Here is a 25098-nt window from a genome sequence, read left to right on the forward strand (position 1 = left end):
AGCATATGGAGGCAGCAGAAACGAAGAAGAAAAAATATAAGCCTAAGAAAAGGCAGTTTCGCCTGACGACAGGAGATTGCGTATTTAATATTATCAATTATACAGTATTCTTTATATTCACAATAATATGCATTTTCCCATTCTGGTATTTGTTTATCAATACAATTAGTGATAATCAGTTAGTCAGAGTAGGTGCTATTAAATTTATTCCTCAAGGAATTCATTTTAAGAATTATATGGCATTAAAAAATGTAGGAGATTTAGGAAAATCCTTAATTGTGTCTTTATCCAGAACCGTCATTGGTACTGCGTTAATGGTTATGGCTTCTGCACTGACAGGATATCTGGTTACACAGAAAGAAATGTGGAAGAGAAGTTTCTGGTATCGTTTTATTGTAATTACCATGTATTTTAATGCAGGTCTGATTCCGTGGTTCTTGACAATGAGTATGCTGGGACTGACTAATAATTTTATGGCTTATATCATTCCAAGTATTGTACAGCCATATAACATTATTCTGGTAAAAACGTACATAGAATCTATTCCAAATGAGTTAGAGGAAAGTGCAAAAATAGATGGTGCTGGTTATTTTACCATATTTAGAAAAATCATTTGGCCTCTTTGTAAGCCGATTCTTGCGACCATTGCAATCTTTGGAGCAGTAGGCCATTGGAATTCCTTTACGGATTCTTTGATGCTGATGCCGAATGCACCACATTTACAGACCATTCAGCATAAACTATACATTTACCTGCAGCAAAGTTCTAATCTTGCAGCTATTATGAAGTCCAGCAGTGGTGGAGCGATTTCATCAGGCATGCAGGCAGAACTGCTTAATGCAAAAACAATTAAGTATACCATTTCAACAGTCACAATTATACCAATCGTAATGGTATATCCATTTATGCAGAAATATTTTGAAAAAGGTATTATGTTAGGTGCAGTAAAAGGATGATTTATTTTTCCTTATGCAATAAGGATGGATAAATAGAGTAATTAATTTATAGGAAAGAGGGAGAAGGCATGAGAAAAAAATTTCTTGCTATTTTGTTATCCTGCTCTATGGTGTTTACATTATCCGCATGTGGAAATAGTACAAAGAATACAGTAACAGATGATGTGAAGACCACTCAAGATGCAGATGCAGCAGACTTGGATGATATTATTCCAGATGAAACCGTTACTTTGGATGTGTTCACACAGCTGGCAAACTACTCAGGAGAGCAAATTGGATGGTTTGCACAAGTGATGAAAGAAAAATTCAATGTAAAATTAAATATCATTCCAGATCCGGCAGATGAAGGTGTCTTTGCTACTCGTATGGAATCAGGAAATCTTGGTGACATCGTTATTTTCGGTGGAGACATGGACAAATACAATCAGGCAGTGGAAAAAGGAATGCTTTTTGACTGGAATGAGGAAGATTTATTAGATAACTATGGTTCTTATATGAAAGACCATATGAAAGAAGCATTACAGCAAAATGCAGATATCTCTGGTGGAACAACTTATGGTTTTGGTTATGATGTTGGAACCAATCCAGATGATTTAAAAGGTTTTGATTATCACCCAGACATTCGTTATGACTTATATAAAGAAATCGGAAGTCCAAAGATCGCTGTATTGGAAGACTACATTGATGTATTAGAGAAAATGCAGAAAGCTTGTCCAAAATCTGATTCTGGAAAACAGACATATGGTGTATCCTTATTCCCTGACTGGGATGGAGATATGGTTATGTTCGTAAAAGCAACTGCTGCTTTATACGGATGGGAAGAATTTGGTTTTGGTTTATACAATGTAAATACACAGGAATATCAGGATTGTTTAAGGGATGGCAGTGAATATTTAAGATGCCTGAAGTTCTATAACCAGTTATATCAAAAAGGTTTATTAGATCCAGACTCTTCTACTCAGACTTATGATAATGTAATCGAAGATTATACAGATGGTTCTGCATTCTTTAACTTATTTGCATGGATGGGTGCAAACTCTTACAATACACAAGAACATTTAACAGATGGAAAAGCAATGCTTGCAGTACCAGCAGAAGATTCTGCACCATTGGTAAATGGATGTAACATTTACGGTGGTAACCGTATCTGGACAATTGGTGCCAATACAGAATATCCAGAATTATGTATGGCAATTCTTAACTGGCTTTGTACTCCAGAAGGTACTATGGTAATGGAATATGGTCCACAGGGTATAACTTGGGATTACAATGCAGATGGAAAAATTGAATTTACTGAATTGGGTAAAAAAACAAATAAAGATCAAAATACAGAAATGACAGATGGTTACTCTGGTACATTTAAAGATGGCCGTGCCCAGATGAATAACACCACATGGGCATTAGATGCAGAAAATCCAGATTCCAACGGTGAAACATATAACGATGAAAAATGGGAAAGTGAATTAAATGCGGATGTATCCGAGATTCAGCAGACATGGCGTGATGACATGGGTGCTCCAAATGCGAATGAGTTTTTTGCTAATAGAAATTATTCTTTAATCCTTGGTACTACTTATATTGCCAGTACAAAGGATGACGAATTACAGGTTATCTGGAATCAGGTTGCTACCTGCATTAAGGAAAATTCATGGAAGGCCATTTATGCAAAAAATGATGCTGAATTTGACAAGATCGTAAAAACAATGCAGAGCAAAGCGAAAGAATATGGCTATGATCAGTGTGTTGAATACCAGAAGAAAGAAGCAGAAGCAAGAAAAGCAGCAGAAGATGCAGTTAAGGCTTTAAAAAAATAATTAATTTTCGATAGTCTCATATTATCCTATATATCGGCGGGTGCTTACGGGTGCCCGTCTTTTTTGTTTTGTAGAAAAGTTCTCGGTCTAATAGAATAAAACTGTTGCTCAGACCAAAGGACTTCTAAAAGAAACAATGTTGAGTTGAGATTAAGAATACGGTATAATAGATCTTAACTAAAAGGAATGGGTTGTTGTATTATGTTAATTAATGGGAGAGAGCTATGGGGTATGAAAAAACAGATGCGCTGATGCGTCATTTGCGTGACAGTGGGATCGCGATAGGAGGTTCAGAGCAGAAAAGGCAATTAATTAATACAGGATATTTTCATGGGTACAAAGGTTATCGTTTTTTTGGAAATAATCAGAGGCGGTTGCCGTTTACTTCGTATAATGAAGTTTATGCCACGATACAATATGATTCTGATTTGAAAGCTTTATTGTATGGAAAAATGATGTATATTGAGACTGCCGTTAAAAATATTGCATTAGAGAGTATATTGGTAAATGCTGATTCAGAATCTATTCAGTCTAGTCTTGCAAATGCTTACAAAAAGAATAATTTAAAGATAACACATTTTTATAACAGTGTGGGCTATTCCGATGTTCCGATTTGAGCTTTGTTTGAAATAATGACAATGGGTGATCTGGGATATCTATTATCTTGTCTTACATATGATGTTAGAGATGATATTTCAAGACGTTTATGTCTAAATGTATCTTGCGATACAGGTAGGCAATTGATTTATAAGTACATTTATACTTTAAAAGATCTGCGTAATGCCATTGCGCATAATGCAGTGATATTTGATACTAGATTTCGGAATATTGAACCTACTAAAGCGATGAAACAATGCTTGAAACTAGAGATTGGGTTACCATATGTAAACTTTAAAACCATAGGGGATTATATAATACTTATGTGCTATTATATGAAATTATTATGTGTATCAAAAATAGAAACGGAAGCTTTTATTCGTGAATTTGAAGAATTAACTGATTATTATCGTCAAGCTGTTAGTTCTAATGTTGCTGCAATAGTGATACATTCAGATTTGAAAAAGAGGATGAGTATTTTAAAAAAATATATATAAAACTTGCATATTTTCATTGTTTGATGTATAATATAAATACTAATTGGGGTATGTATTTGAGGATGCATACTTAAGAGAGTCGAAGCGTGGTTCGGCTCTTTTTCGATCATTATGATTTTTTTGTTTTACATAGAAAGAGCGAAGTTCTTCAGGAATAGTGAAAACACTTTATAAAAAAATTACCCCTTTCCATTTTGCTTGTAATGGTTTATAATAACACTTAGGAATTAGGAAAGCAAAGAAGGGAACAAGTAAGATTCGAGAGCGTTTCTTAGAGAATAGCCGGCTGGTGCAAGGCTTGAAACATTTGATTCTGAATACATCCTGGAGCTGCTGCCTGAACACTTTCGTAAGTAGGGTAAGCTGGGAACGCCCAATACAGCGTGCGAGTGTGATTGCACTCAGTGAGGAAAATTTCGTGAGGAATTTTTATAACCAGAGGTGGTACCGCATATTATGCCCTTTGTATCTTGTTTGAGATACAGAGGGTTTTTTTGATTTCTAGAAAATTGCACTTCGCTACATTTTTTAGAAATTAAAAAGCTCTACCACATTCATCACAACGCTCCATATCATGCAAACTTGATTCTGATAGAAGTTTTAAGTTCATTTTGGATACAAGGCTGCGTTACAAAGACGCACACGAAAGGAGAAAGCAATATGACAATTTATGACGAGTTAGTAGCCCGTGGCTTAATCGCACAGGTAACAGATGAAAAAGAAATCAAAGAATTAGTAAACACAGGAAAAGCAACCTTCTATATTGGATTTGATCCTACGGCAGATTCTTTACACGTAGGACATTTCATGGCACTTTGCCTTATGAAACGTTTACAGATGGCTGGGAACAAACCAGTTGTGTTAATCGGTGGTGGTACCGGTTACATTGGTGACCCATCTGGCAGAACGGACCTTCGCAGCATGATGACACCAGAAATGATTCAGCATAACTGTGACTGTTTCAAAAAACAAATGGAACGTTTTATTGAATTTGGTGATGATAAAGCAATCATGGTAAATAATGCAGACTGGCTATTGAAATTAAATTACATTGATGTACTTCGTGAGGTAGGACCATGCTTTTCCGTAAATAATATGCTTCGTGCAGAATGCTACAAACAGAGAATGGAAAAAGGATTATCCTTTTTAGAATTTAACTACATGATTATGCAGTCCTATGACTTTTATCATTTATTCAGGCACTATGGCTGTAACATGCAGTTCGGTGGTGACGACCAATGGTCAAACATGTTAGGTGGTACGGAGTTAATCCGTAAGAAATTAGGTAAAGATGCTTATGCAATGACAATTACGCTTCTTACAAACTCAGAAGGCAAGAAAATGGGTAAAACAGCTAGTGGTGCAGTATGGCTAGATCCAAATAAAACATCTCCATTTGAATTCTTCCAGTACTGGAGAAATGTTGGAGACAGCGATGTATTAAGATGTATCCGTATGCTTACATTCCTTCCGTTAGAGCAAATTGAAGAAATGGATAGCTGGGAAGGAAGCCAGTTAAACCAGGCAAAAGAAATTCTTGCTTATGAGCTGACAAAATTAGTCCATGGAGAAGAAGAAGCAGAAAAAGCAAAAACAGCTTCTCATGCTTTATTTGCAGGTGGTGCAGATGATTCCAATATGCCTACAACAGAAATCAGTGCAGAACAGCTTACAGATGGAGCAATTGGCATTATGGACCTGATGATGGTCTGCAAACTGGTTCCTTCTAAGAGTGAAGCAAGACGTCTTATCCAGCAAGGCGGGGTATTTGTAAATGATAACAAAGTAGAAGCAATTGATTTTAAAGTAACGGAAGAAATGTTAAAAGAAAATGTAAAAATCAGAAAAGGAAAGAAAAAATTCCATAAAGCAGTAATGCAATAAAGTTCTCTTTGTAAAATTGCAGTCCAGGCAGTTTCAGTGAAACTGTCTGGATTTATTAGCTTAGTGAAAAACAACAATAAAATTTGCCTAAAATGTAATAAAGCAATAGTTTTAAGTGACGTTTGCTGCATTTTGTGCTATAATATTAAAAAATAGTGCAGTTCATATAGGGATATGAAAAGAAATGCGGGGGACGTTCGATGAAGAAAGGTTTAACGACGGCTCAGTTAGAAGTAGCTGCTATATTGGCTATGCTCTGTGAGCATTTATCTTGGATAACTTTCAACTTTTATACTCCTCAGGCACACTTCATGCGAATAGTTGGAAAATTAGCAATACCGATTATCTGTTACTTATCTGTCAGCTTTTATGAAAAGGCAAAAAACATAACAAAATACATACTTTGTTTACTTCTATTTTGGGGCTTATCTATTTATCCATATCACATATTTTATACAGCAAAGATTACAGGAAAGCAGAATATTATATTTGATGTGCTATTAGGCTTTTTGGTAATGGCTATACTAGATTCACTAAAACTGAAGAAGATATGGAAAGTCATACTGATAGCAGCCATTCTGATTTTATCCATCTGTTTTAGTAATAATCCACTGATATTTATTTTATTTATGGCTGATTTCCGTCACAGTCATTCCTATAACAGAATGGTCAGGACCATTATAAAAATAGCAGCAGCAGCAGTCTTATTTACATTAATTTCCCAAAGTATCTGTCAATCTGCAGGGGCATATGTTTCGAGGGAAGCATGGAAAGAATCTGTAAATTATATAGGATTTCTGCTGGCCATACCATTATTAAAGAAATGTCAATTAAGGAAAAAAGAAGAGGTTGTGAAAGGATATTTCTTAATCGTTTATCCGATACAATTCTTGCTCTTAAAGAATTTTGTACATATCACATCAGGAAATTTTTATCGGATTTATCTGTATATCCATTTACTTGGTATCCTGATTGTACTGCGATTGGGGTATAGTACATTGAAAGCGAAGCTTTCGCATGTTCAGACTGCTAATATAGTCATGCTTAGTTTTGCATTGCTTTTCATGTTAGGGTATTATTTTCAACTGACAGCTTTTAGCCTGCAAGTTATGATTGCGGCAGTAAAAATAGAAATGACAGGACTTACTGGCATGATAATTGGGTTTACGTGGTTTATGAATGAGTTCTGTAATAATCCGATCAGTAATTTTGTGTACATAGTAGAAGGAATGGTAACAAGTGCCTGTATTTATGCTATCTACACATTGGGACAGAATAAGCTGTTTTATAAGGCCGTTGGCGTGAAGCATTTTAAAGAGCATTCTATTATTGTCTCAGTAAGAGGGCCTGTATGGATTTTGTTTTTCGCTTATATGGCAATGATTATGCTGCTAACGCTTTTCATGTGCCTTTATAAAATGAAGCATAGTGATGGAATAGAGCGAAGACAAAGTGTAACCTTGTTAATAGCGGAGGGAGCAGGTTTTGTTCTGCTGATGCTTAGAATTATATTACGGAATGAAGAATATGATGTGGGAACTTTTGCGGTGTTTTCTTTTGTGCTTTTATTTTCCTTTTCCATATGTCAGAATGATTATTTGGATAATATCCAGACAGAGAGGGAAAGAGATCCGCTGACGGGATTATGTAATCGTGGTTATTTTATAGAACAGGTGCAAAAGAAACTGGAAAAAAAAATAAAAGGAACTATGTTTATGATAGACATGGATAATTTCAAAATGGTCAATGACAATTATGGACATGGAACAGGAGACAAGGTGCTCATTGCTCTTGCAGATTCTTTAAAACAAGTTATGGGATCTGACAATTTTGTATCTAGGATAGGAGGAGATGAATTCTGTATCTTTATACATAGCCATATTGATGAAAATGAAATGAAAAAAATTACAGAACGGTTAGAAGTTAAATTCCATAAGAACTTAGAGCAGCGTAATCTGAATCTGCTTTCCACTTTGTCCGTAGGAATTGCAAGATATGATGGAAAAGGAAAGATTTCTTTTGAAGAGTTATATGAAAATGCAGATAAGGCATTATATCTAGCAAAAAATAGTGGAAAAAGCCAATACAAATTTTATGCTTAGCGTAAAAATAAGATAAAATGAGAAATGGTGGTGAGAGTATTTCTTATGTTAAAAAAACTAAAACTGCATCAGCTGGTTGTAATTGTTATTATTGCTATTATATGTGATAACATTGGCTGTAAAGTGTTTGGGGAGAATTTAATTGCAGGGCAGGTACTTCAATTTATAGGTGGAATGGCATTGCCTATGATCTTATACATTTTAGCAGAGTCGTTTATGCAGACAAATAATGAAAGAAATTTTATACTTCAGGTGTTTGGTACATGGATTCTTTCTATATATCCATATGATATGTTTATGGGAGCTGAATTTGCGAGAAAGCAGAATCTGCTTTATGATATTTTGCTTGCTTCAGTTGTTTTAGTAATTGAAAAAGCAAGAAAAGAGGAAAGGCTTAAATTAATAATTGCAATCATTCTGCATTTTCTGCTTTGCCTAATAGCAATGAAAAGCAGCAGAAATTCCATTATTCCATTACTGTATATCTTTCTGTATTATGGAAAAATGAACGGTTATAGAAAAGATAAAAAGGAAAAAATAGATTTTACTTTTTGGCAAGTAATACTTGTCATGGGAAATTTTCTGTTTAGAGTAGCTATAGATTTGAAGTATCACAATAACTGGGTGTGCAACTGGTATCTTCTTGGTAATCTTCTGGCAATTCCTATTATTTATTTTTATGAAAAAAACCACATATTAATTCGAGATAAACTGCAGTCTATTTTATACTCGTATCCCTTTATTTTTATTGGATTATGTATAGTATTTCACTGTCCATGCTATGATTATAATGAATATTATTTAACTCTTAGCACAATTACAACTATTATGCTGATTGTGTTTGGCTGCATGTCTTTAACAAATAGAACTTCTAAAGCACAGCTTGCAAATATTATGCTGATTATCACATCTATATTTTTTATGAGCGGCCTATATCTCCAATTGACAACTGGAGATATAAGAGTTGTATATTTGTCACAGAAAATCCAGTACTGCGGAATAATTGGAATGCTTATTTCGTTTACGAAATTAATTGATGCATTTTATTATGCAAAGTTTCCAAAGTGGCTTTACTATCTAGAATATACGATTTCTACATTAGTCATTCTTAGTTTGTTTTCTGTAGAACAAAACAATTTTTTTTATCGTTCACTTGTATTAAGAAAAACAGAAGGAATAGTATGTGTATTTGAAACACCAGGTATTTTATGTATTATATTTTACTTATACGTTGCATTTCTTTTTTTGTATATAGCTTATTTTTGTATTAAGAAAATAAAGTCTTGTGAAAAGAATGACAGGATACAATGTATTAATATTTTAGCAGGGGCCTCTATGCCAAGTATATGTATGTTCATTAAAGCAACAGGGCTTACAAGGGGCTATGATCTTATGACATTTGGAATATTAGGAGTTATTTTTTTCTTTTCACTGGCACTTGTAAAAGATGATTCATTAGACAGAATACTAACAGAGGCAGAAAAAGATCCATTAACAGGTGTAAGTAACAGGGGCTTTTTTATAGATGTGGTTAGTGGATGGCTGCAGAAAAGAAAAAAAGGTTCTCTGGTGATGCTTGATTTAGATGATTTTAAGGATGTAAATGATAATTTTGGACATGGAGTCGGGGATAAGGTTTTATCTACGCTCGGAGAGTCTATTACACAAGTAATTGCACAGACAAATTTTACAGCCAGATTTGGAGGAGACGAATTCTGTATTTTTCTTATTAATCAGGTATCGAAAAAAGAAATAGCGGTTATTATGGAACAGTTAAATGAAGCATTTCAGAATAATATCCGGTTTTTGAAACTGGATATAAAAACGGATTTATCAATTGGAATTGCAGTAAATAATGGAAAAACAAGAATTTCTTTTGAAGAATTATATGAAAATGCAGATAAGGCGTTATATTTAGCAAAAAACAGTGGAAAAGGCCAATACAAGTTTTATAAATAAATTCTGTCATAGGATAAAAGAAATGGCATATAGATATAATAATGTTATTAGAGGGAAAAATATGAGGTTTTTTTGCAAAAGGTCAGATGGTTTTCAAGAAGAAACCCGTGTTTTTTTAGCGGCTCTGCAATGTGAGTGTATGGTTTTTACGGAAAAAAATAAGATTGAAGAAATTCGGGAGATATATGACAAATTAACTGGACTAGGAAAAGCAGAAGGGTTCATACCTGTCTTCATCATCCCTAGTTTTGAACTGCTTAGCAGACGTTTGGGTGAAAATAAGGTTGGGGCGGTTCTCAAAAGAGAAGGCGAGCTTTCTGTAATGCGAGAAAGAGGAAGAAGACAATATAAAGAAGTAATATTAGCTAAAATACCAGTCAAGCACCCATGGGAAGTATTTAGCTGTTTGCGTATGAATGGATGGAGTACGGTAAAAGCTCAGGAGAGTGTAATTAATTTATCAAGAAAATGGTATCTGTGTGAGGGAGCAGTTCCAGCAGTTATCCAGGATGGATGTGTGGAGTATAGGCTGCAGGAAATCAGGGAACAAGCCAATGAAAATCTTTACATACTAAAAAGAACGGCGTATAATGATAAAATATTTTGAAGTTATTACATGAAATGTAGCAATTTTTACATCAAGATGTTGAACCAGAAAAAATGATGTAGAATACATTCAAAAGAAAGTTTTCATTTCTGTTATAGGCAATCGCTTATAATGCTATATTTTCTGATTATTATTCATATGTACATTTACGAAGAAGTTATGCATTTTGTGCAAAGTGCATAACTTTTTTTGTCGCTATTTCAGGAGTGCTCCTATGAAGAGAAAAAAATGACAGAGAAAGTAGAATAAATTATAAGGAAAATCGAGTTTATTTTCAATACAGGGTAAGAAGACTTATTTATGAGAAAATATGTGCTATAATCTATTTAAATCAAAGGAACCAACCAATTGATATTATAGTTGATGTAAATTAGAAAATTTCATAAATTGAATTCTTATTCCTCCAAAACAGGGAACTGCAGCCATCAGTTCCCTGTTTTATTGTGGAACAAATAAGTGACATTTTGACATGTAACAGAGAGAATTATATTTTATGATTGAAATATATAAAAAATTGGTGTAAGATAGAAAGAGGTTTATATATACTTTTATTATCACATCTTAAGTTCAGTAGTGTTAGACATATTAGTTAGTAAAAATTTAAAAATATAACTAAAGAAGACATCTTAAAAATCAATTATACGTCAAGCTAGTAATTCAAACTTAATTCAAAACGTGCATAAAATAAAATTCATAATAATAGTCAAGAAATATAAGGCAAGAAACAGGGAATTATATGGAGTCAGAAGGGGGAGGATTCTTATATAAGTTAGCAGAAATGCAGAAAAACCGTTATGGGGGAGTGGCATGACACAAGCGATAACTGCTTGTTGCATACAATTAAAAAATGAGGGAGGCATATTTTATGAAACAAATAAGTGCGATCGATGCATATATGGCACAAGTTTACAAATGGATTATGATAATTTTAATAGTATCTGTATCAGCAGGTGGCGGGGACTTTCTTGTTATGAAGCTGTTAGGATACTATAAGCATATAAGCTGGCCATCGTTAATTATATACGGCATGACAATAGTTGCTTATATCATTGTAGGAACAAGGTTAATGAAAACTGCTTTAAAAGATGGTCTTATTCAGCCTAAAATGATGCTTTATGGTAAAGTGTACATAACAGTTTTGCTTTTCGTTCAGTTTAATTTTATTATGTACTTAATTCCTTCTAGGGAATTCTGGGCATTTGCATTTTATTTTGCTTTAGTTCAGGCATTCTTTTTAGATACAAAATTGTGCCGTATTGTAATAGGCGGATTAACTCTTTCTGTAGTGATAGGGTGTTTTGTAAAACCTGATACTATGTTACCTGTAAGAGATGGTATTTTTGTACCGGATTTATTGATTCGTTTTTTCATAATGGTGTTGTCTTTTATGGGAGTTTATCTGTTTACCGTTTTTGCAGGCAAGTATTTAGCGGATGCGAAACGTGATGAGCTTGAAAAGAATAATAATATTACGAATCAGATATTATCGAAGGCATCCAGTGTTTCTGAACGTCTTGCACAGACAAGCAGCATGGTTTTGGAAAATGTAGAGTCAGAAAGTGCGGCTACAGAGGAATTATCCTCTATTAGCGAAGAGTTACTGGAAATGAGCCGGAACATTATTGAACATAATAATGAAAGTACCAATAACCTGCATTTATTAAAAGAATGTAGTGAAAATGTTTCCGATAAAGTAAAGAAGAGTACCAAGATTTCTGATGAACTGGTAAATATCTCAAGGGATAATGAACAGGATTTGAATAATCTGCTTACGGTAAGTGATGAAGTGGTTTCCTCTAACAAGGACACGATGGAGGCAATTGAAAGACTGCTTAATGGAACTAGAAAAATTGGAAGTACCGTAAATATTATTGATGAGATTGCAACATCAACCAACCTGTTAGCATTAAATGCTTCAATTGAAGCAGCTAGAGCTGGAGAAGCCGGAAGGGGATTTGCTGTCGTTGCCAATGAAATTGGAAACTTGGCTAGAAACACCCAGGCATCATTAAAAGAAATTAATGATGTAGTAAAGTTACTGGAATCAGAAGCTAGTGTAGTTACGGATTCAATTGAACTGAATTCGGATAAATTAAGCTATCAGTATGAAACACTAGAGAAGACCGTAGATAAAGTTAAAAATATGATGAAGTTATTGTCCTCTTCGTTGAGTGCAATTAAAGAAGTAGATGCTTTGAATGAAGAACAGGTAAATTTAATTGCAACGACTTTTACATATAATGAAAATATTTCAAGACAGATTGAAGTGGAAAATGAACAGTTTACGAACATCGTTGGTGTTGTACAGAATAACACACAGGAGATTGCTGAATTGAACGGACAGGTAGATGGCTTGAATCAAATCGTGAAGGAACTAGAAGAACTGCTTAGGAGGTAGGTATAAGAAAAAATTGGAGGCGAAGGTAATTAATGAATAGTAATGTGCAGATTAAGCAGATTGCAGTTTATCACCCTGAGAAAATCTTAGATAATGAATATTATTATGAGCATTACAAGAAACAAGGCAAAGACGTAAAGAAACTATTTGAGGATGTGTATGGCAGGGACAAACGATATGTCATTAATGAAAATGCTGAAAAGAAAGAAAATACGTTAACCATGCAAATTGAGGCTGCAAAACGTGTCTTGAAGAAGGCATGTTTGCAGGGAGAAGACATTGACATGATTGTATCAGCTTCTCAGATACCGGAACATGTAGTACCAGCATGTGCAGTAATTATTCATCGTGAAATAGAAGGAAAAATGGATTCTATCTGTTATGACTTTAATGCAAACTGCATTAGTATGGTACTGGCATTGGAAAATGTTTACCGGTATATGGATAACAACCCTAAAGTCAACCGAGTGCTTCTTGTAGGAGGAGAGTATACAACACAGGTTCATAATCCGATGAATGAATATGGATACGGTCTGTTTGGAGATGCAGCATGTGCTATAATCCTAGAAAAAACAGATCGGAAATGTGGACTTGCTGATTGTGATTTCTTTATTAATGACAAATATTATGACAAAATGATATTTCCGCATTGTGGTATGTCAAAAATATATGAATCAACCAAAGAAGCAATTCTTTCTACAATGGAACCAGTCAGCTGTGATCTGGATGAAGTGGAAAGAAAGCTGAAAGGAATCTTAAGAAGAAGCAATTTGGAAGTTCAAGATGTTAAGATGTTCTGTTTCTCTCAGTATCTAATAAGAAATATTCAAACTTTAAAAGAAGATTTGGGAATAAAGGATGAACAGTGTATTTATGTTGGTGATGAATACGGATATACAGGTGTTTCTAGCCCATTTCTGGTTTTAGATAGAGCTGTGGAGAAGGGAATTGTTAAGCGGGGAGATTATGTGGCATTTTGGACAATAGGTGCTGGCATGCAGCATATTTGCATGCTGATTCAATATTAAACCTGAGTAAATTGAAAACTGCTGTTTCATGGCTTTAATTCATGAAACAGCAGTTTTTTGCAGTTTTATAAGAAAATTTCCTAGGTTTTATCAGCAAATAATTCTTAACGGAAAAGGCTTTTGTACTTCGTTATTTTGTGAAGTATACATTGGAAACAATAAAGAATTATAGTAAAATAAAAGTGTATGAAACATAGTAAAATAAATGTTGGTACAAACAGAAAAAATCAGAAAAAGAAAGGAAGGATTACATGAAAAAACAGATTGGAAAAAGGATTGCAGGATTGTTTCTTGCCGGAACCTTGATGGTGTCTTGCTGGACCGGTGGTATGCCTAAGTTTACTACTGAAAAACAGACAGTAGTAGCAGCGAGTTTTGCAGAGTATCCAGCAGAATTAGTCAGAATTTCCACTGCCAATGGCAGCCGAAACCTGAACATTTCTGGAACTGCAGATGGGGCCACATTGAACACAGATACAACCAGGGGAACACAAAATGAGAACTGGAGATTTGATTATGTAGTAAGTGGAGTTTTCCGTATCGTTAATATGGGGACTGGAAAGGTACTGGCAACGAGGAATGACAGTACCAATGGAGGTACTAGCTGCGTGATTGCACCATGCACTTTATCTAAGGCACAGTACTGGAACGTAACGCAGGTTTCTGCAGATAATCTAGGAAATGGATTGTATTATAAAATAACCAATTACTTAGACCAGAGCAAAGCCTTAACTTATAATTCAGGAAGCAATACCATTACGCTTGAGACATACTCTGGAAACAGTAACCAGAAGTTCCGTCTTAACACAGCAGGTCTGCAAGGATTTGCAGCAGAAGGAAAACAGATAAATGGTGCTGAGAAAGCTTCTGCCATAGGAGGACTGTTAGGGGAAACCGTATTTGTTGATACATATGATAAACTGGCTCAAGAAGCTAGTGGTTCCACTCCAAAAACAATTGTAATAACGAAAGATTTAAGTTATACAGGCGGATTTAATTATGATAATGAAGGAAGAAGATATCCAAAATCTAAAATTAATTTAGGAAATAATAAAACCATTATCGGAAGTTATGGGGCACATAAAATACATAATGGCTATATTGTTACGAACGGAGGGAATGGCAGAAATAACATTCTTCGTAATATTACAGTGAGTCATGATGAATCCAGCAACCATATTAATGTATGGGAATTTTCCAATGGAAATAACTTATGGCTAGATCATATTACATTTATGGGACATTCCAATATTAATACATCTAGTTATGGCGGAGATATTGACAAGCTTCTTTCTATCGTTGGAACATATGATTATGCTACCGTTTCAGACTGTACTTTTGGAAAGCATGAATATGGAGTTATTCTGGGTTATCCAACAGATACAGATGAAGCTCTTTCTGCTTATAAGGGAAAACCATGTGTGACTATAATGACAAATTATTTTAATAGCTGTATTACAAGAGCACCTGGTCTTATGCGTTATGGATATTTCCACAGTGCCAATAACTATGTATATGATTTTCATTTGGCATATACAATGCATACAGGAGCGAATATTTATACAGAAAAGAATTATTACGATGGTGCAGGAAATATAGGTTCGGTAGTAAATGACGATGCGTTAAACATTACTAGTATTTCAAATGCAACAGTAGGAAAAGTTGGTCCTTGGTATACAGATAATGGATCTATAGCAGTAAGATGTTATAATAACAATAACTTAAGAAATGTAAGTTCTCTAAGTACTTCATGGAGACCATCTAACCAGTATAGTTATAAAGTAATTGGTGCATCGGATGTTCCAAATTATTGCAGAAGCAATGCGGGAGCAAAAATGTCTTGTAATGATATGGCATATGCAGCATTTTCACAGAAAGGAGTTCCAATTGCATCTTACTTGGTAACTGGACAGAGTACTCCTTCTTATCCTAGTCCAACGCCTTCTCAATGGGTTCAGCCAAGCAAAAACCCGGTTCCATCTGTAACTCCAAGTAATGCTCCGACTGCAGTGGCTCCCCCTAATGAAAATCCAAGTACAGGAAATGTAATTGACATTTCGGCTGACGGCAATAGCTGGTCTGGTGGATATACAATGAATCTAACATTAAAAAATGTATCAGGAAACAATATTTCAGACTGGACGCTTTATTTGAACAAATCGGAAGCTGATATTACAAGTCTTTGGTGTGGGAAGATGCAAAGCTTGGGAAATCAGGTTATGATTAGACCTGAGAGTTATAATCAGAATCTAGGTGCTGGCGGAAGTTTAACATTTGGTTTTGGAGGCAACGGAACAATGCCAAATGCATTATCCTATAAGTTTGTTTATATAGTGAATGGAAAAGAGTACACCAGTACGGGAGTGGATTCTTCTTTATAAGATTGTAAAAAAATGCGTGTCTAGATAAGGGCACGCATTTTTTCTAAGTCTTCACTGGATATAAAGAAGTATAAAAAGAAATGCTATTGACATTTTTCAAAAATTTCTATATGATATCTATATTGTTAGTTTGGCCAATGGAGGGATATTCTGGATGGATTCCCTCTTTTTCATTTGTATGGACTTGGTAAAATAGAAAAGCAGAAGAGAGAGGGTAGATGATATGGAACAATTCGAAAAAATTGTGGGTTATGTGGATGACTTCGTGTGGGGGCCGGTTATGCTTATGCTATTAGTGGGGACTGGAATTTTTTTAACAGTGCGCACAAACTTTCTGTCATGGAAGAATCTTGGCTATGCACTTAAAATGACACTTAGCAAGGAAGCGAGAAAGAAAGGAAAAGGTGACGGCGATATATCACCTTTCTCGGCACTTACCACTGCGTTAGCAGCCACGATAGGAACTGGTAATATCGTAGGTGTGGCAACAGCGATGGCACTTGGAGGACCAGGAGCGATTGTATGGATGTGGATATCTGCTTGCTTTGGACTTACATCAAAGTTTAGTGAATGCATGCTTTCTATAAAGTATCGTGAAGTAAATGAAAATGGAGAAATGATTGGCGGACCAATGTTCGTTATGAAGAAAGCTTTTAAACATAAAAAAACAGGAGCTTTGTTTGGGTGGCTTTTTGCATTGTTTACCGTACTGGCTTCATTTGGAATCGGAAATCTGACACAGTCAAATTCAATTTCTTCAGCAATTAATGAAACCGCTGGGATTTCTGCAAAAGCTGTTGGTATTGTCATTACAGTATTAGCCTTAGCTATTATTGTTGGAGGAATTAAAACAATATCCAAAGTATCATCTGTAGTAGTTCCGTTCATGGCTGTCTTTTATGTAGTGGCAGGACTTGTTGTAATATTTGGGAATATCCAAAATGTACCATCTGGTATTGTAATGATATTTAAATATGCTTTTCACGTAAAGGCAGTTTCTGGTGGAGTTTTAGGAGCCATTACAGCTTCTATGATGCGTGCAATGCATTATGGAGTGGCACGTGGAGTATTTTCTAATGAGGCAGGTATGGGGTCTGCCGCCATTACAGCATCCGCTGCGACTACGGACAATCCTGTACGTCAGGCATATATTAATATGACAGGTACATTCTGGGATACTATCGTAGTATGTTCTATTACAGGCTTGTGCATTGCAAGTTCAGGAGTATTAGGAAGTGTAGATGCAAAAGGAGAAATCGTAACAGGTTCCGCTTTAACCATAGCCGCATTTAAAACCGTATTAGGTGATTTTGGAGCATGGTTAATTTGTATAGGAATTGCATTATTTGCTTTTTCTACTATTTTAGGATGGGAATATCATGGAGAAAAGGCATTTGAATATCTTGTGGATACACACAAATATAATATTGTCTATCGAGTTATTTTTTCATTGGTGGCATATGTAGGAGCCACAACAACATTGAATCTTGTTTGGAGCATTTCAGATATTGCCAATGCATTGATGGCAATTCCAAACTTAATTTGCCTTCTAGTGCTTAGTGGTGAGATTGCAAAAGATATGAAGGTATTTGAAAAAGAGGGAAAACGCTTATAGAGGAAAAATGTAGAGAGTAAAAGCAAAAAACTTTCTTTGCAGGCAATGGCGAAGAAAGTTTTTTGCTGGTGAGCCTTGCAAGGCATACAGAAGATGAAGGGAGACCTTCACGTACGGTTCTGTGAGAAGTTTAAGATGAGATTCGTCTTACTTACTTGACTGAGAGGATGGCTAAGCAAATAATGGTTAGCCTCCTGCACGATTATCATGGATTTGATGGAAATGGAGGGGCTAACATGATTTTACGGTTACCAGATTATTATAAAGATTTTAAATGTATTGCGGATCAGTGTAAAGATAGCTGCTGTATTGGATGGGAAATAGATATTGATGAAGAAACTTTAATGTATTATGAAAGTATTTCTGGTGATTTTGGAAAGAGACTTCGGGAAAATATAGTAGAAGAGGGTGAAGATACATCATTCGCTCTAAATAAAGGAAGATGTGCATTTCTAAATGAGAAAAATCTTTGTGATATCTGTACAGAGTTAGGAGAGACTGCATTGTGTGAAATTTGCCTGGAGTATCCCAGATTTACAGTTGAGTATGGCATTGTCAGGGAAAAATGTTTAGGATTATCGTGTGAGGAAGCAGGTAGGCTGATCTTTGAAAAGGATGAGCCGATGACGGTGGAAGAGACAATGATTCCAGAACAGTATCAGTGGCTAGAGGAGGAAGAAGAATACGAATTAGATCAGGAGGAGATGGATGAAAAACAGTATCCTTTTCTTGAAGCAGCAAGGAACCATACAATAAAAATATTGCAGTGCAGGAAGTATCCAATTGAAATAAGAGCAAAGGTGAGTTTACAGTTTGCCATGGAGGTACAGAAAAAGTTAAATACACAGGATTTTAAAGGTATTGTATCAGTAGTGGAACAATTTGCCGAAACAGCAATGGATACACAGGAGGATTTGCTTGGTGATGAAGAGGAGCAGTTTGCATGGTTTCAAGGACGAATGGCAATTTATGAAACGTTAGAACTTCTGGATCAGGAATGGGACACAGTCTTTAAACAGATGAAGGAACTCTATTGTGATGCAGATAAATATCAGGAAATCCATGCTGATCTGAAAAGGAATTATAAAAGAAAAGAAGTGGAGTATGAGCATTTGCTTGTATATTTTGTATTCCGCTATGGAATGAAAGCAGTTTATGATTCAAATTATCTGGATAAAATCCAGTTTGCGATTGTCAGTTTTCTTGTTATTCGAGATATGGATGGAGCATGTTATCATAAGAAAAAACAATTTCAATTAGAAGAAAGAATTGATGTTGCAAGAATATATTCCAAAGAGGTCGAACATTCAGAAGATAACTTGGAAATTCTATCAGAGGCCTTTGTGTTTGAAGAGGTTTTTGCTGTAGATACGCTTGTTAATTGCCTGTAATTTTATAAAATTCATTAGAAACAGCAGAAGAAAATATTGTTATATTGTACCTTTTGAAACAGTCACTGAGTTTTATAACCAGCTGTCGGTGCTTCGAAAGAATCTGACTGGAGTCCTGGATGCAGGTCATAGACTGCATCTGGATAACCAGAAAACGGTAGGGCTTACAGTGTGCAGTATTTTAAATGAAGTATATGGAAAGAAATAATTATGTTTTTTTACAACAAAGGGTGAAAAATTGACATGAATAAAGTTTTCTTTCAAAATATGATATAATTTTGGGAAAAGAAAAAATGTGAGGAGGAAAGCAATTGTCAGTAAAACATAGTAAAAAAGGTTATATCATGGTACTAGTTGGACTGCTGACTGCAATTTTCATAGGAATTACTCTATGGGGAACCGCCTGGACAGCATTGCATCTTTTTCAAGCAGAGGAGAGCAGATTAGAACATAGGATAGAGCAGCAATAAAATATGTATAAAATATATGTCCACGAAATAGTTATAGAAAGAGGGCTTGGCCAATATTAAAGAAATCTTTATTAACTAGGGGGCGTATAGGCATGAAAAGACTTAAGTCGGTATCTGCAGTGTTTATGATAGCAGTATTATGCAGCGTTTCTGTGCAGATACAAGGAAGAATAAGTTCTTACATGGATATTCGATGTTCACATCTTAGAGAATACAGTTATTTTCAGCATTATAATCAAAATCATTTCTTTAACCAATTCGAGTTATCAGAAGTATGGAGAGATGGAGCTCCGTATTATGAACTTTTTGCACCAGATGAAAGAATTAAAGTACAAGTGAATAGGGAACAGACCAGGGCAGCAGTGTATTATCTTGGAAAATCAGTGACGTTTCCAATCTACGGTTTTTTGAGTGCCAATGCCAATGTCTATTTGGCTGATATCACAGAAGATGGATTCTGTGAGCTTATATATAATGAGCCAGTTAGTGGAATTGATGGAAATAATGGCAATTGTGTGGTAGTGGATCTGCGGCGTATGGAACTGATAACCTATGAAGAAGATGTTTCCTGTTTTGTTCCAAGAATTAAGATAGAACCGGTTAGACAGGCTGGAAAGAAGACAATTTGCAAGGCGACAGATGCCAACCATCATATTTATTTTGGTGAGGTAAATGGAAACATTCAAGAAGTAACAGAAGCGGTCTGGAATAACAGCAAGTTAACTGTGGAATATGATGTATCCCAGAAAAAGCTGAAAGGATATGCCTGCTTTTCTGCAAAGGGAGGGAAAGATATCTTTGGTGACATTTCTGGCTGCTATACATATAATGTGGATAAAAAAAGATTGGAATTAGGGGAGATGTATTCAGTAACTGTTTGGAATCCAGTTATTCAGAATGAGAAAGGAGAAGGCTGATGTTACAATATTTTTTACAAAAAGAAAATGTGTTTCTATGGGTATTTTTTATTGGAGGCCTTGCAGGAATTGTCTGGTCTGTTTTAAGGAGAAAGGGTGTAATTGAAGAAAAAGGAATGGCAGAAATTGAGAAGGGTCCAATTGACATATTATGCTCGTTATTACTATTGTTCTTTGGGGTTGTTTCCGTTTTTTTATTGAGAGTCTGAGTTTACATAATTGTGAAAGCTGTCAACTGATAAAATAGTATTCTTATTTGCTTTTTTTCATATTTTTCGTATAATGGTATATGAGTGTTTCGCAAATATGGAATGAAAGATGGTAAATATAATGGGAAAGAAAGACAACAAGGATGGATTTATCGTTCAGGCGAGTATTCTTGCAGCAACGGGGATTATCTGCAGGATCATTGGTTTGCTGTATCGAAGTCCGTTGACAAGTGTAATTGGTGACGAGGGCAATGGGTATTATTCCAATGCGTATAATATGTATGCAATTATTTTGCTTATATCGTCATATAGTATTCCTTCAGCGGTATCTAAAGTTATTGCAGAGCGGCTTGCATTACGGCAATATAAAAATGCCCACAGGATTTTTAAGTGTGCTTTAATATATGTTGTAATTGTTGGAGGCATATTTAGTTTATTCACGTTTTTTGGTGCAAAATGGCTTGTACCTAAAAGCTCCGTTGTTGTTTTGAGGATTTTTGCACCTACGATTTTTTTCTCAGGGCTGCTAGGAGTGCTTAGAGGCTACTTCCAGGCTCACGGAACAATGGTACAGACTTCATTTTCTCAAATCATCGAACAGATATTAAATGCTGTAGTCAGTATCGGTGCTGCATATATGTTTACACAGGCAGTTGCCGATAAAGATCATACAACTCGGGCTGTGTATGGGGCGGCCGGCAGTGCATTAGGTACGGGGGCAGGAGTTTTAATTGCACTTATATTCATGTATCTGATTTACTTATTAAATAGAAACTATATCCGCAGCAGAATAGCAAAAGACCGCAGAAAAGAAGTTGATTCCTATCAGCATATTTTCCAGATTATCTTTCTTATGGTCACACCTGTTATTTTGAGTACTTTTATATATAATTCCAGTACAGTGGTCAATCAGAAGATTTACCATATGATCTTAAAGGCAGAATTTCATATGCCGAGTGCTGTGATTGCATCAAACTATGGTGTGTTTGGTGGGAAAACCACTGTTATTATGAATATACCTATTGCTCTTGCCTCTGCAATGGCGGCAGCAATGATTCCTATGATTTCAGGAAGCTATGCTACTGGAGATGAGGAGGAAACGAATAATAAAATACAGACAGGAATTCGAACTACAATGCTTATTTCTATTCCATGTTCCGTTGCAATGTTTGTACTGCCAAAAGAAGTAGTTGGATTTCTGTTTCCACAGAAAGAATCCCTTGTGTTAGCAGCAGATTTGTTAAGAGTGTTAAGCGTAAGTGTTATTTTCTATGCATTATCAACTTTAACGAATGGGGTACTCCAAGGTATTGGAAAGGTAAATGTTCCTATGATTAATGCAGCTGTTGCACTTATTGTACAAACTGTCGTGCTGGTTGCTGTGCTGTATTTGGGTTTGGGGTTATTCGGACTTGCGTTGGCAATGAATGTATATTCATTTGTAATGTGTGTACTAAATCAGGTTTCCATACGGAAATATCTTGGCTATGGGCTTGATATTATAGAAACATTTATAAAGCCTTTGATTGCTTCCTTTGTTATGGGAGCAATTGCCTGGGGTTCATATTACCTGTTTTCTTTGGTTATGCCAATTGGAAATTATAGCTTAAAGAACCGTGTGTGTCTTACATTTACTATAGTAATTGCTATGGTGGCGTATTTTGCAATTGTATTAAAGATGAAGATTTTAGATGAAGAAGATATGAGAACACTTCCTAAGGGAAATTTACTGATAAGAGCTGCGAAAAAATTAAGGCTGTTATAATGAGAATAAAGGCGAAACAAGGAGGACAGAGTTTCTCCTTGTTTTTTTGACTTATATTAAAAATATAATACAAGACAAAAGACCTATTGTTTATTGAGTCAAGTAGGAGTAAAATAGGAGATGTTTCAAGGAGTTGATTTCAAAAACATGATTCTTGTTCAAGGAGGGGTTAGAGTGAGTACTTACTTAGTAGTAGGATTTGCTGCATTCGTTTACGGACAGATATTTAGCACGAAAGTCGTAAGATAAGGGATAATAAAAAAGGATTTTTTTAAACTTCTTTGTGCAAAGTATATGGGGGGTTCTTGCACAAAGGAGAATAGGTGAGGATGATCAGAGGTTGAAACTTAGACAGGATCTGAATCAGGCGATGTATTATTTGAAAATCAAAGCGTGGAATCGTGTTTTGATGTGGGGGCTTATAGGGATTCTATGTATAATAGATTATTCATGTCGCTTTTTTGTTCATGATGGATTGTATAGAATGCAGAGTTATTGTAGTTGCCTGATTATAGGATTTACAGGCATGATTGGCTTTTTGCTTTACCGGAGGCTTTCGGTATTTCAATATAGCGAGATAGATACTTTAAAAATGCTGGGAATGTCCAATCAAGCAGTGTTTTTTGTAGCAGCATACCAGATAAGGTATATGTATTTCTTTGTTATGTCAGTTTTTTCGATAATGAATGTTTTTCTGATAGATGCTTCAGTTATCTATATGCTTATTTTGGAGGCTGGCGTATTCTGGTACATATTTATTTTTTTATATTTCATAAAAACCTGGCATTATCACAGATTAAAACTTGGGAGAGCATTTTATATTATAAAAAGAATAGCAGTATTAGTGAGTTCGCTTGCACTGTTTCTTATTATTTTATTACAGAAACGGTTGCAGGTTATTTTGCGTGTTAAGAAAAGTATTCCTGTGTTCCAAGAGATATTTGAGCAGGTTACGGATTTCTCTAATAAGCCGCTTGGAGGTATTTTTGTTCATATATTTATTATAGGTACTGAGTTTTTGTATTTGCGTTTTATTCGCAAGCATGCGTTGTTTGGTGAAGAAGAAACAAAGGTAATAGGAATTCCATTCTGGGTTCCAATGCGTGATATTCTGCTTAAATTTAGAGGAAAACGAATCTATCAGATTGTAAAAGTGAATTATATGCTTTATTGCCAGAATTTTAACTGCTTTATTACTAAGGTGTTTTTGGGAATGATCTGGTTTATCTTGATATTTTATTGTAAAGATGAAAAATTAGTCTATTACATTGCAAATGTAATTATCGCTATGCTATCGGCTCTTATTATGTATCGGGTCCGGGAAGATAGCTGTAATTTGGAATTGTATCGTGCCATTGGATATGACACAAAAAGAATGTTTATTTATCATAGCATATCGGCATTCTTTTATTTATATACGTTTATATTGCTGGGAATGGTATATGGAGTCTTAGCAAGACATTTGTCCTGTAAAGAAGTATGTGTACTGCTCCTTCTTATGGGATACCGGACCATCTTTTTTGTCTGCTTTAATTTTTATTATTTATTCGTACGCAAAATAGATATGGACTCACAAATATACGAGGCTTATGAGTTTTTTACTGGAACTGTATTATCCATTACGTCGTTTGGAATAATAGTTATGCTTTTTTTCTTGGGCAAGCTTATAAAATACCATAGAAGTATGGAATATAGGGGGGAAGAGTCTTGATTCAGATAGAAGGAATTACAAAGCGATATGAAAAGAACAAAGGTATCCACAATTTAAGTTTGAAATGTATGGATGGGGAAGTAATTTCCTTAATCGGCCCTAATGGTTCTGGTAAATCTACATCATTAAAGGGGATTGCAGGGTTATTGAAATTGGATAAAGGTTATGTACTTCTTGATGATAAAAATACATTAGAGGCAGATACGAAAAGAAGAATAGGATACCTTCCAGAAAACTTAAAATTTGATTTTAATATGACAGGATATGAATTAGTTGAAATGGTCAATGTGCTAAAATTCAAGTATTTCAATGGTGATGAGGAAACAGAGATCTCAAAAATGCTTCAAGATTTTGATTTATGGGAAAGCCGCCATATGAAGTTAAAGAATTATTCAGTTGGAATGCGGAAAAAGATAGGTATTCTGCTTGCAATCATGAGATTTCCTAAGCTTATTATACTGGATGAGCCAACGAATGCAGTAGATACAAAAGGAATTATAACCTTGAAAAGGTATATTGAAGAGGCAAAAAGAAGAGGTTGTATTATCATTGTATCTAGTCATATCCTGGATTTTATATCAAGTATCAGCACGAAGAATATTTTCATAAAAGATGGACAAGTTGAGAGAATTGTTTCTGGAACAGACAATGTCAACTTGGAAGAAGTGTACAAAGAATTATATCTATAGAATAACGGGGCTATCGCACTAAGTCGTTAGTGCGTAGCTCCTTTTTCGTACAAAAAACTGCCAAAGACTCGAAAGTATTCGGCAGTTGATGTAAAATTAATATTGAAA

The 25098-nt window shown here is 35.1% G+C and carries 18 protein-coding genes, 1 pseudogene and 1 other annotated feature; all 19 genes and pseudogenes read left to right on the forward strand.

Annotated elements, in window-relative coordinates; all coding sequences use genetic code 11:
- Nucleotides 1-5: 5 nt before the first annotated feature.
- The 19 genes and pseudogenes from BMY85_RS08525 to BMY85_RS08610 all read left to right on the forward strand — a co-directional run bounded on the left by BMY85_RS08525 (nucleotide 6) and on the right by BMY85_RS08610 (nucleotide 24990).
- A complete protein-coding gene (locus tag BMY85_RS08525; protein WP_092477856.1) occupies nucleotides 6-956 on the forward strand; it encodes a carbohydrate ABC transporter permease in 951 nt (316 codons plus the stop codon).
- A gap of 68 nt (nucleotides 957-1024) precedes the next feature.
- Complete coding sequence (locus BMY85_RS08530) at nucleotides 1025-2770, forward strand: type 2 periplasmic-binding domain-containing protein (RefSeq protein ID WP_092477857.1); 1746 nt, start codon at nucleotides 1025-1027, stop codon at nucleotides 2768-2770.
- Nucleotides 2771-3021: 251 nt separating this feature from the next.
- Nucleotides 3022-3864, forward strand: a pseudogene (locus BMY85_RS08535) (Abi family protein).
- 229 nt (nucleotides 3865-4093) lie between these two features.
- Nucleotides 4094-4331: a binding site (T-box leader), on the forward strand.
- 193 nt (nucleotides 4332-4524) lie between these two features.
- Nucleotides 4525-5748, forward strand: coding sequence for a tyrosine--tRNA ligase (gene tyrS, locus BMY85_RS08540; RefSeq protein ID WP_092477858.1), 1224 nt, complete (start codon nucleotides 4525-4527; stop codon nucleotides 5746-5748).
- Between the two features lie 200 nt (nucleotides 5749-5948).
- Nucleotides 5949-7850 (forward strand): GGDEF domain-containing protein, encoded by a 1902-nt coding sequence (locus BMY85_RS08545; protein WP_092477859.1) that lies wholly within the window; start codon nucleotides 5949-5951, stop codon nucleotides 7848-7850.
- 45 nt (nucleotides 7851-7895) lie between these two features.
- Nucleotides 7896-9809 (forward strand): GGDEF domain-containing protein, encoded by a 1914-nt coding sequence (locus BMY85_RS08550; protein ID WP_177180710.1) that lies wholly within the window; start codon nucleotides 7896-7898, stop codon nucleotides 9807-9809.
- A gap of 61 nt (nucleotides 9810-9870) precedes the next feature.
- Nucleotides 9871-10416: a DUF4253 domain-containing protein gene (locus tag BMY85_RS08555; RefSeq protein WP_092477861.1), complete on the forward strand. Its 546-nt coding sequence runs from the start codon at nucleotides 9871-9873 to the stop codon at nucleotides 10414-10416.
- Nucleotides 10417-11281: 865 nt separating this feature from the next.
- A complete protein-coding gene (locus BMY85_RS08560) occupies nucleotides 11282-12814 on the forward strand; it encodes a methyl-accepting chemotaxis protein (protein WP_177180711.1) in 1533 nt (510 codons plus the stop codon).
- Between the two features lie 32 nt (nucleotides 12815-12846).
- Nucleotides 12847-13842, forward strand: a complete 996-nt coding sequence (locus tag BMY85_RS08565; RefSeq protein ID WP_092477863.1) for a 3-oxoacyl-[acyl-carrier-protein] synthase III C-terminal domain-containing protein — start codon at nucleotides 12847-12849, stop codon at nucleotides 13840-13842.
- A gap of 251 nt (nucleotides 13843-14093) precedes the next feature.
- Nucleotides 14094-16223, forward strand: coding sequence for a pectate lyase family protein (locus BMY85_RS08570; RefSeq protein WP_092477864.1), 2130 nt, complete (start codon nucleotides 14094-14096; stop codon nucleotides 16221-16223).
- A gap of 223 nt (nucleotides 16224-16446) precedes the next feature.
- Complete coding sequence (locus tag BMY85_RS08575) at nucleotides 16447-17838, forward strand: alanine/glycine:cation symporter family protein (RefSeq protein ID WP_092477865.1); 1392 nt, start codon at nucleotides 16447-16449, stop codon at nucleotides 17836-17838.
- A gap of 236 nt (nucleotides 17839-18074) precedes the next feature.
- Nucleotides 18075-19229, forward strand: a complete 1155-nt coding sequence (fliB, locus tag BMY85_RS08580) for a flagellin lysine-N-methylase (RefSeq protein ID WP_092477866.1) — start codon at nucleotides 18075-18077, stop codon at nucleotides 19227-19229.
- Nucleotides 19230-19540: 311 nt separating this feature from the next.
- On the forward strand, nucleotides 19541-19699 hold the full coding sequence (locus BMY85_RS15605; protein ID WP_177180712.1) for a hypothetical protein: 159 nt from the start codon (nucleotides 19541-19543) through the stop codon (nucleotides 19697-19699).
- Nucleotides 19700-19791: 92 nt separating this feature from the next.
- Complete coding sequence (locus BMY85_RS08590) at nucleotides 19792-20616, forward strand: hypothetical protein (RefSeq protein ID WP_092477868.1); 825 nt, start codon at nucleotides 19792-19794, stop codon at nucleotides 20614-20616.
- Nucleotides 20616-20825 (forward strand): hypothetical protein, encoded by a 210-nt coding sequence (locus BMY85_RS08595; RefSeq protein WP_092477869.1) that lies wholly within the window; start codon nucleotides 20616-20618, stop codon nucleotides 20823-20825. Before BMY85_RS08590 ends, BMY85_RS08595 begins: the two co-directional genes overlap by 1 nt.
- A gap of 121 nt (nucleotides 20826-20946) precedes the next feature.
- On the forward strand, nucleotides 20947-22590 hold the full coding sequence (locus tag BMY85_RS08600) for a putative polysaccharide biosynthesis protein (protein WP_092477870.1): 1644 nt from the start codon (nucleotides 20947-20949) through the stop codon (nucleotides 22588-22590).
- 120 nt (nucleotides 22591-22710) lie between these two features.
- Nucleotides 22711-22839: a hypothetical protein gene (locus BMY85_RS16050; protein ID WP_278280389.1), complete on the forward strand. Its 129-nt coding sequence runs from the start codon at nucleotides 22711-22713 to the stop codon at nucleotides 22837-22839.
- 91 nt (nucleotides 22840-22930) lie between these two features.
- Nucleotides 22931-24301, forward strand: a complete 1371-nt coding sequence (locus tag BMY85_RS08605) for a hypothetical protein (RefSeq protein WP_092477871.1) — start codon at nucleotides 22931-22933, stop codon at nucleotides 24299-24301.
- Nucleotides 24298-24990: an ABC transporter ATP-binding protein gene (locus BMY85_RS08610; RefSeq protein ID WP_092477872.1), complete on the forward strand. Its 693-nt coding sequence runs from the start codon at nucleotides 24298-24300 to the stop codon at nucleotides 24988-24990. Before BMY85_RS08605 ends, BMY85_RS08610 begins: the two co-directional genes overlap by 4 nt.
- Nucleotides 24991-25098 lie beyond the last annotated feature (108 nt).

The organism is [Clostridium] polysaccharolyticum, from assembly GCF_900111595.1.
Lineage (GTDB): Bacteria > Bacillota > Clostridia > Lachnospirales > Lachnospiraceae > Clostridium_AI > Clostridium_AI polysaccharolyticum.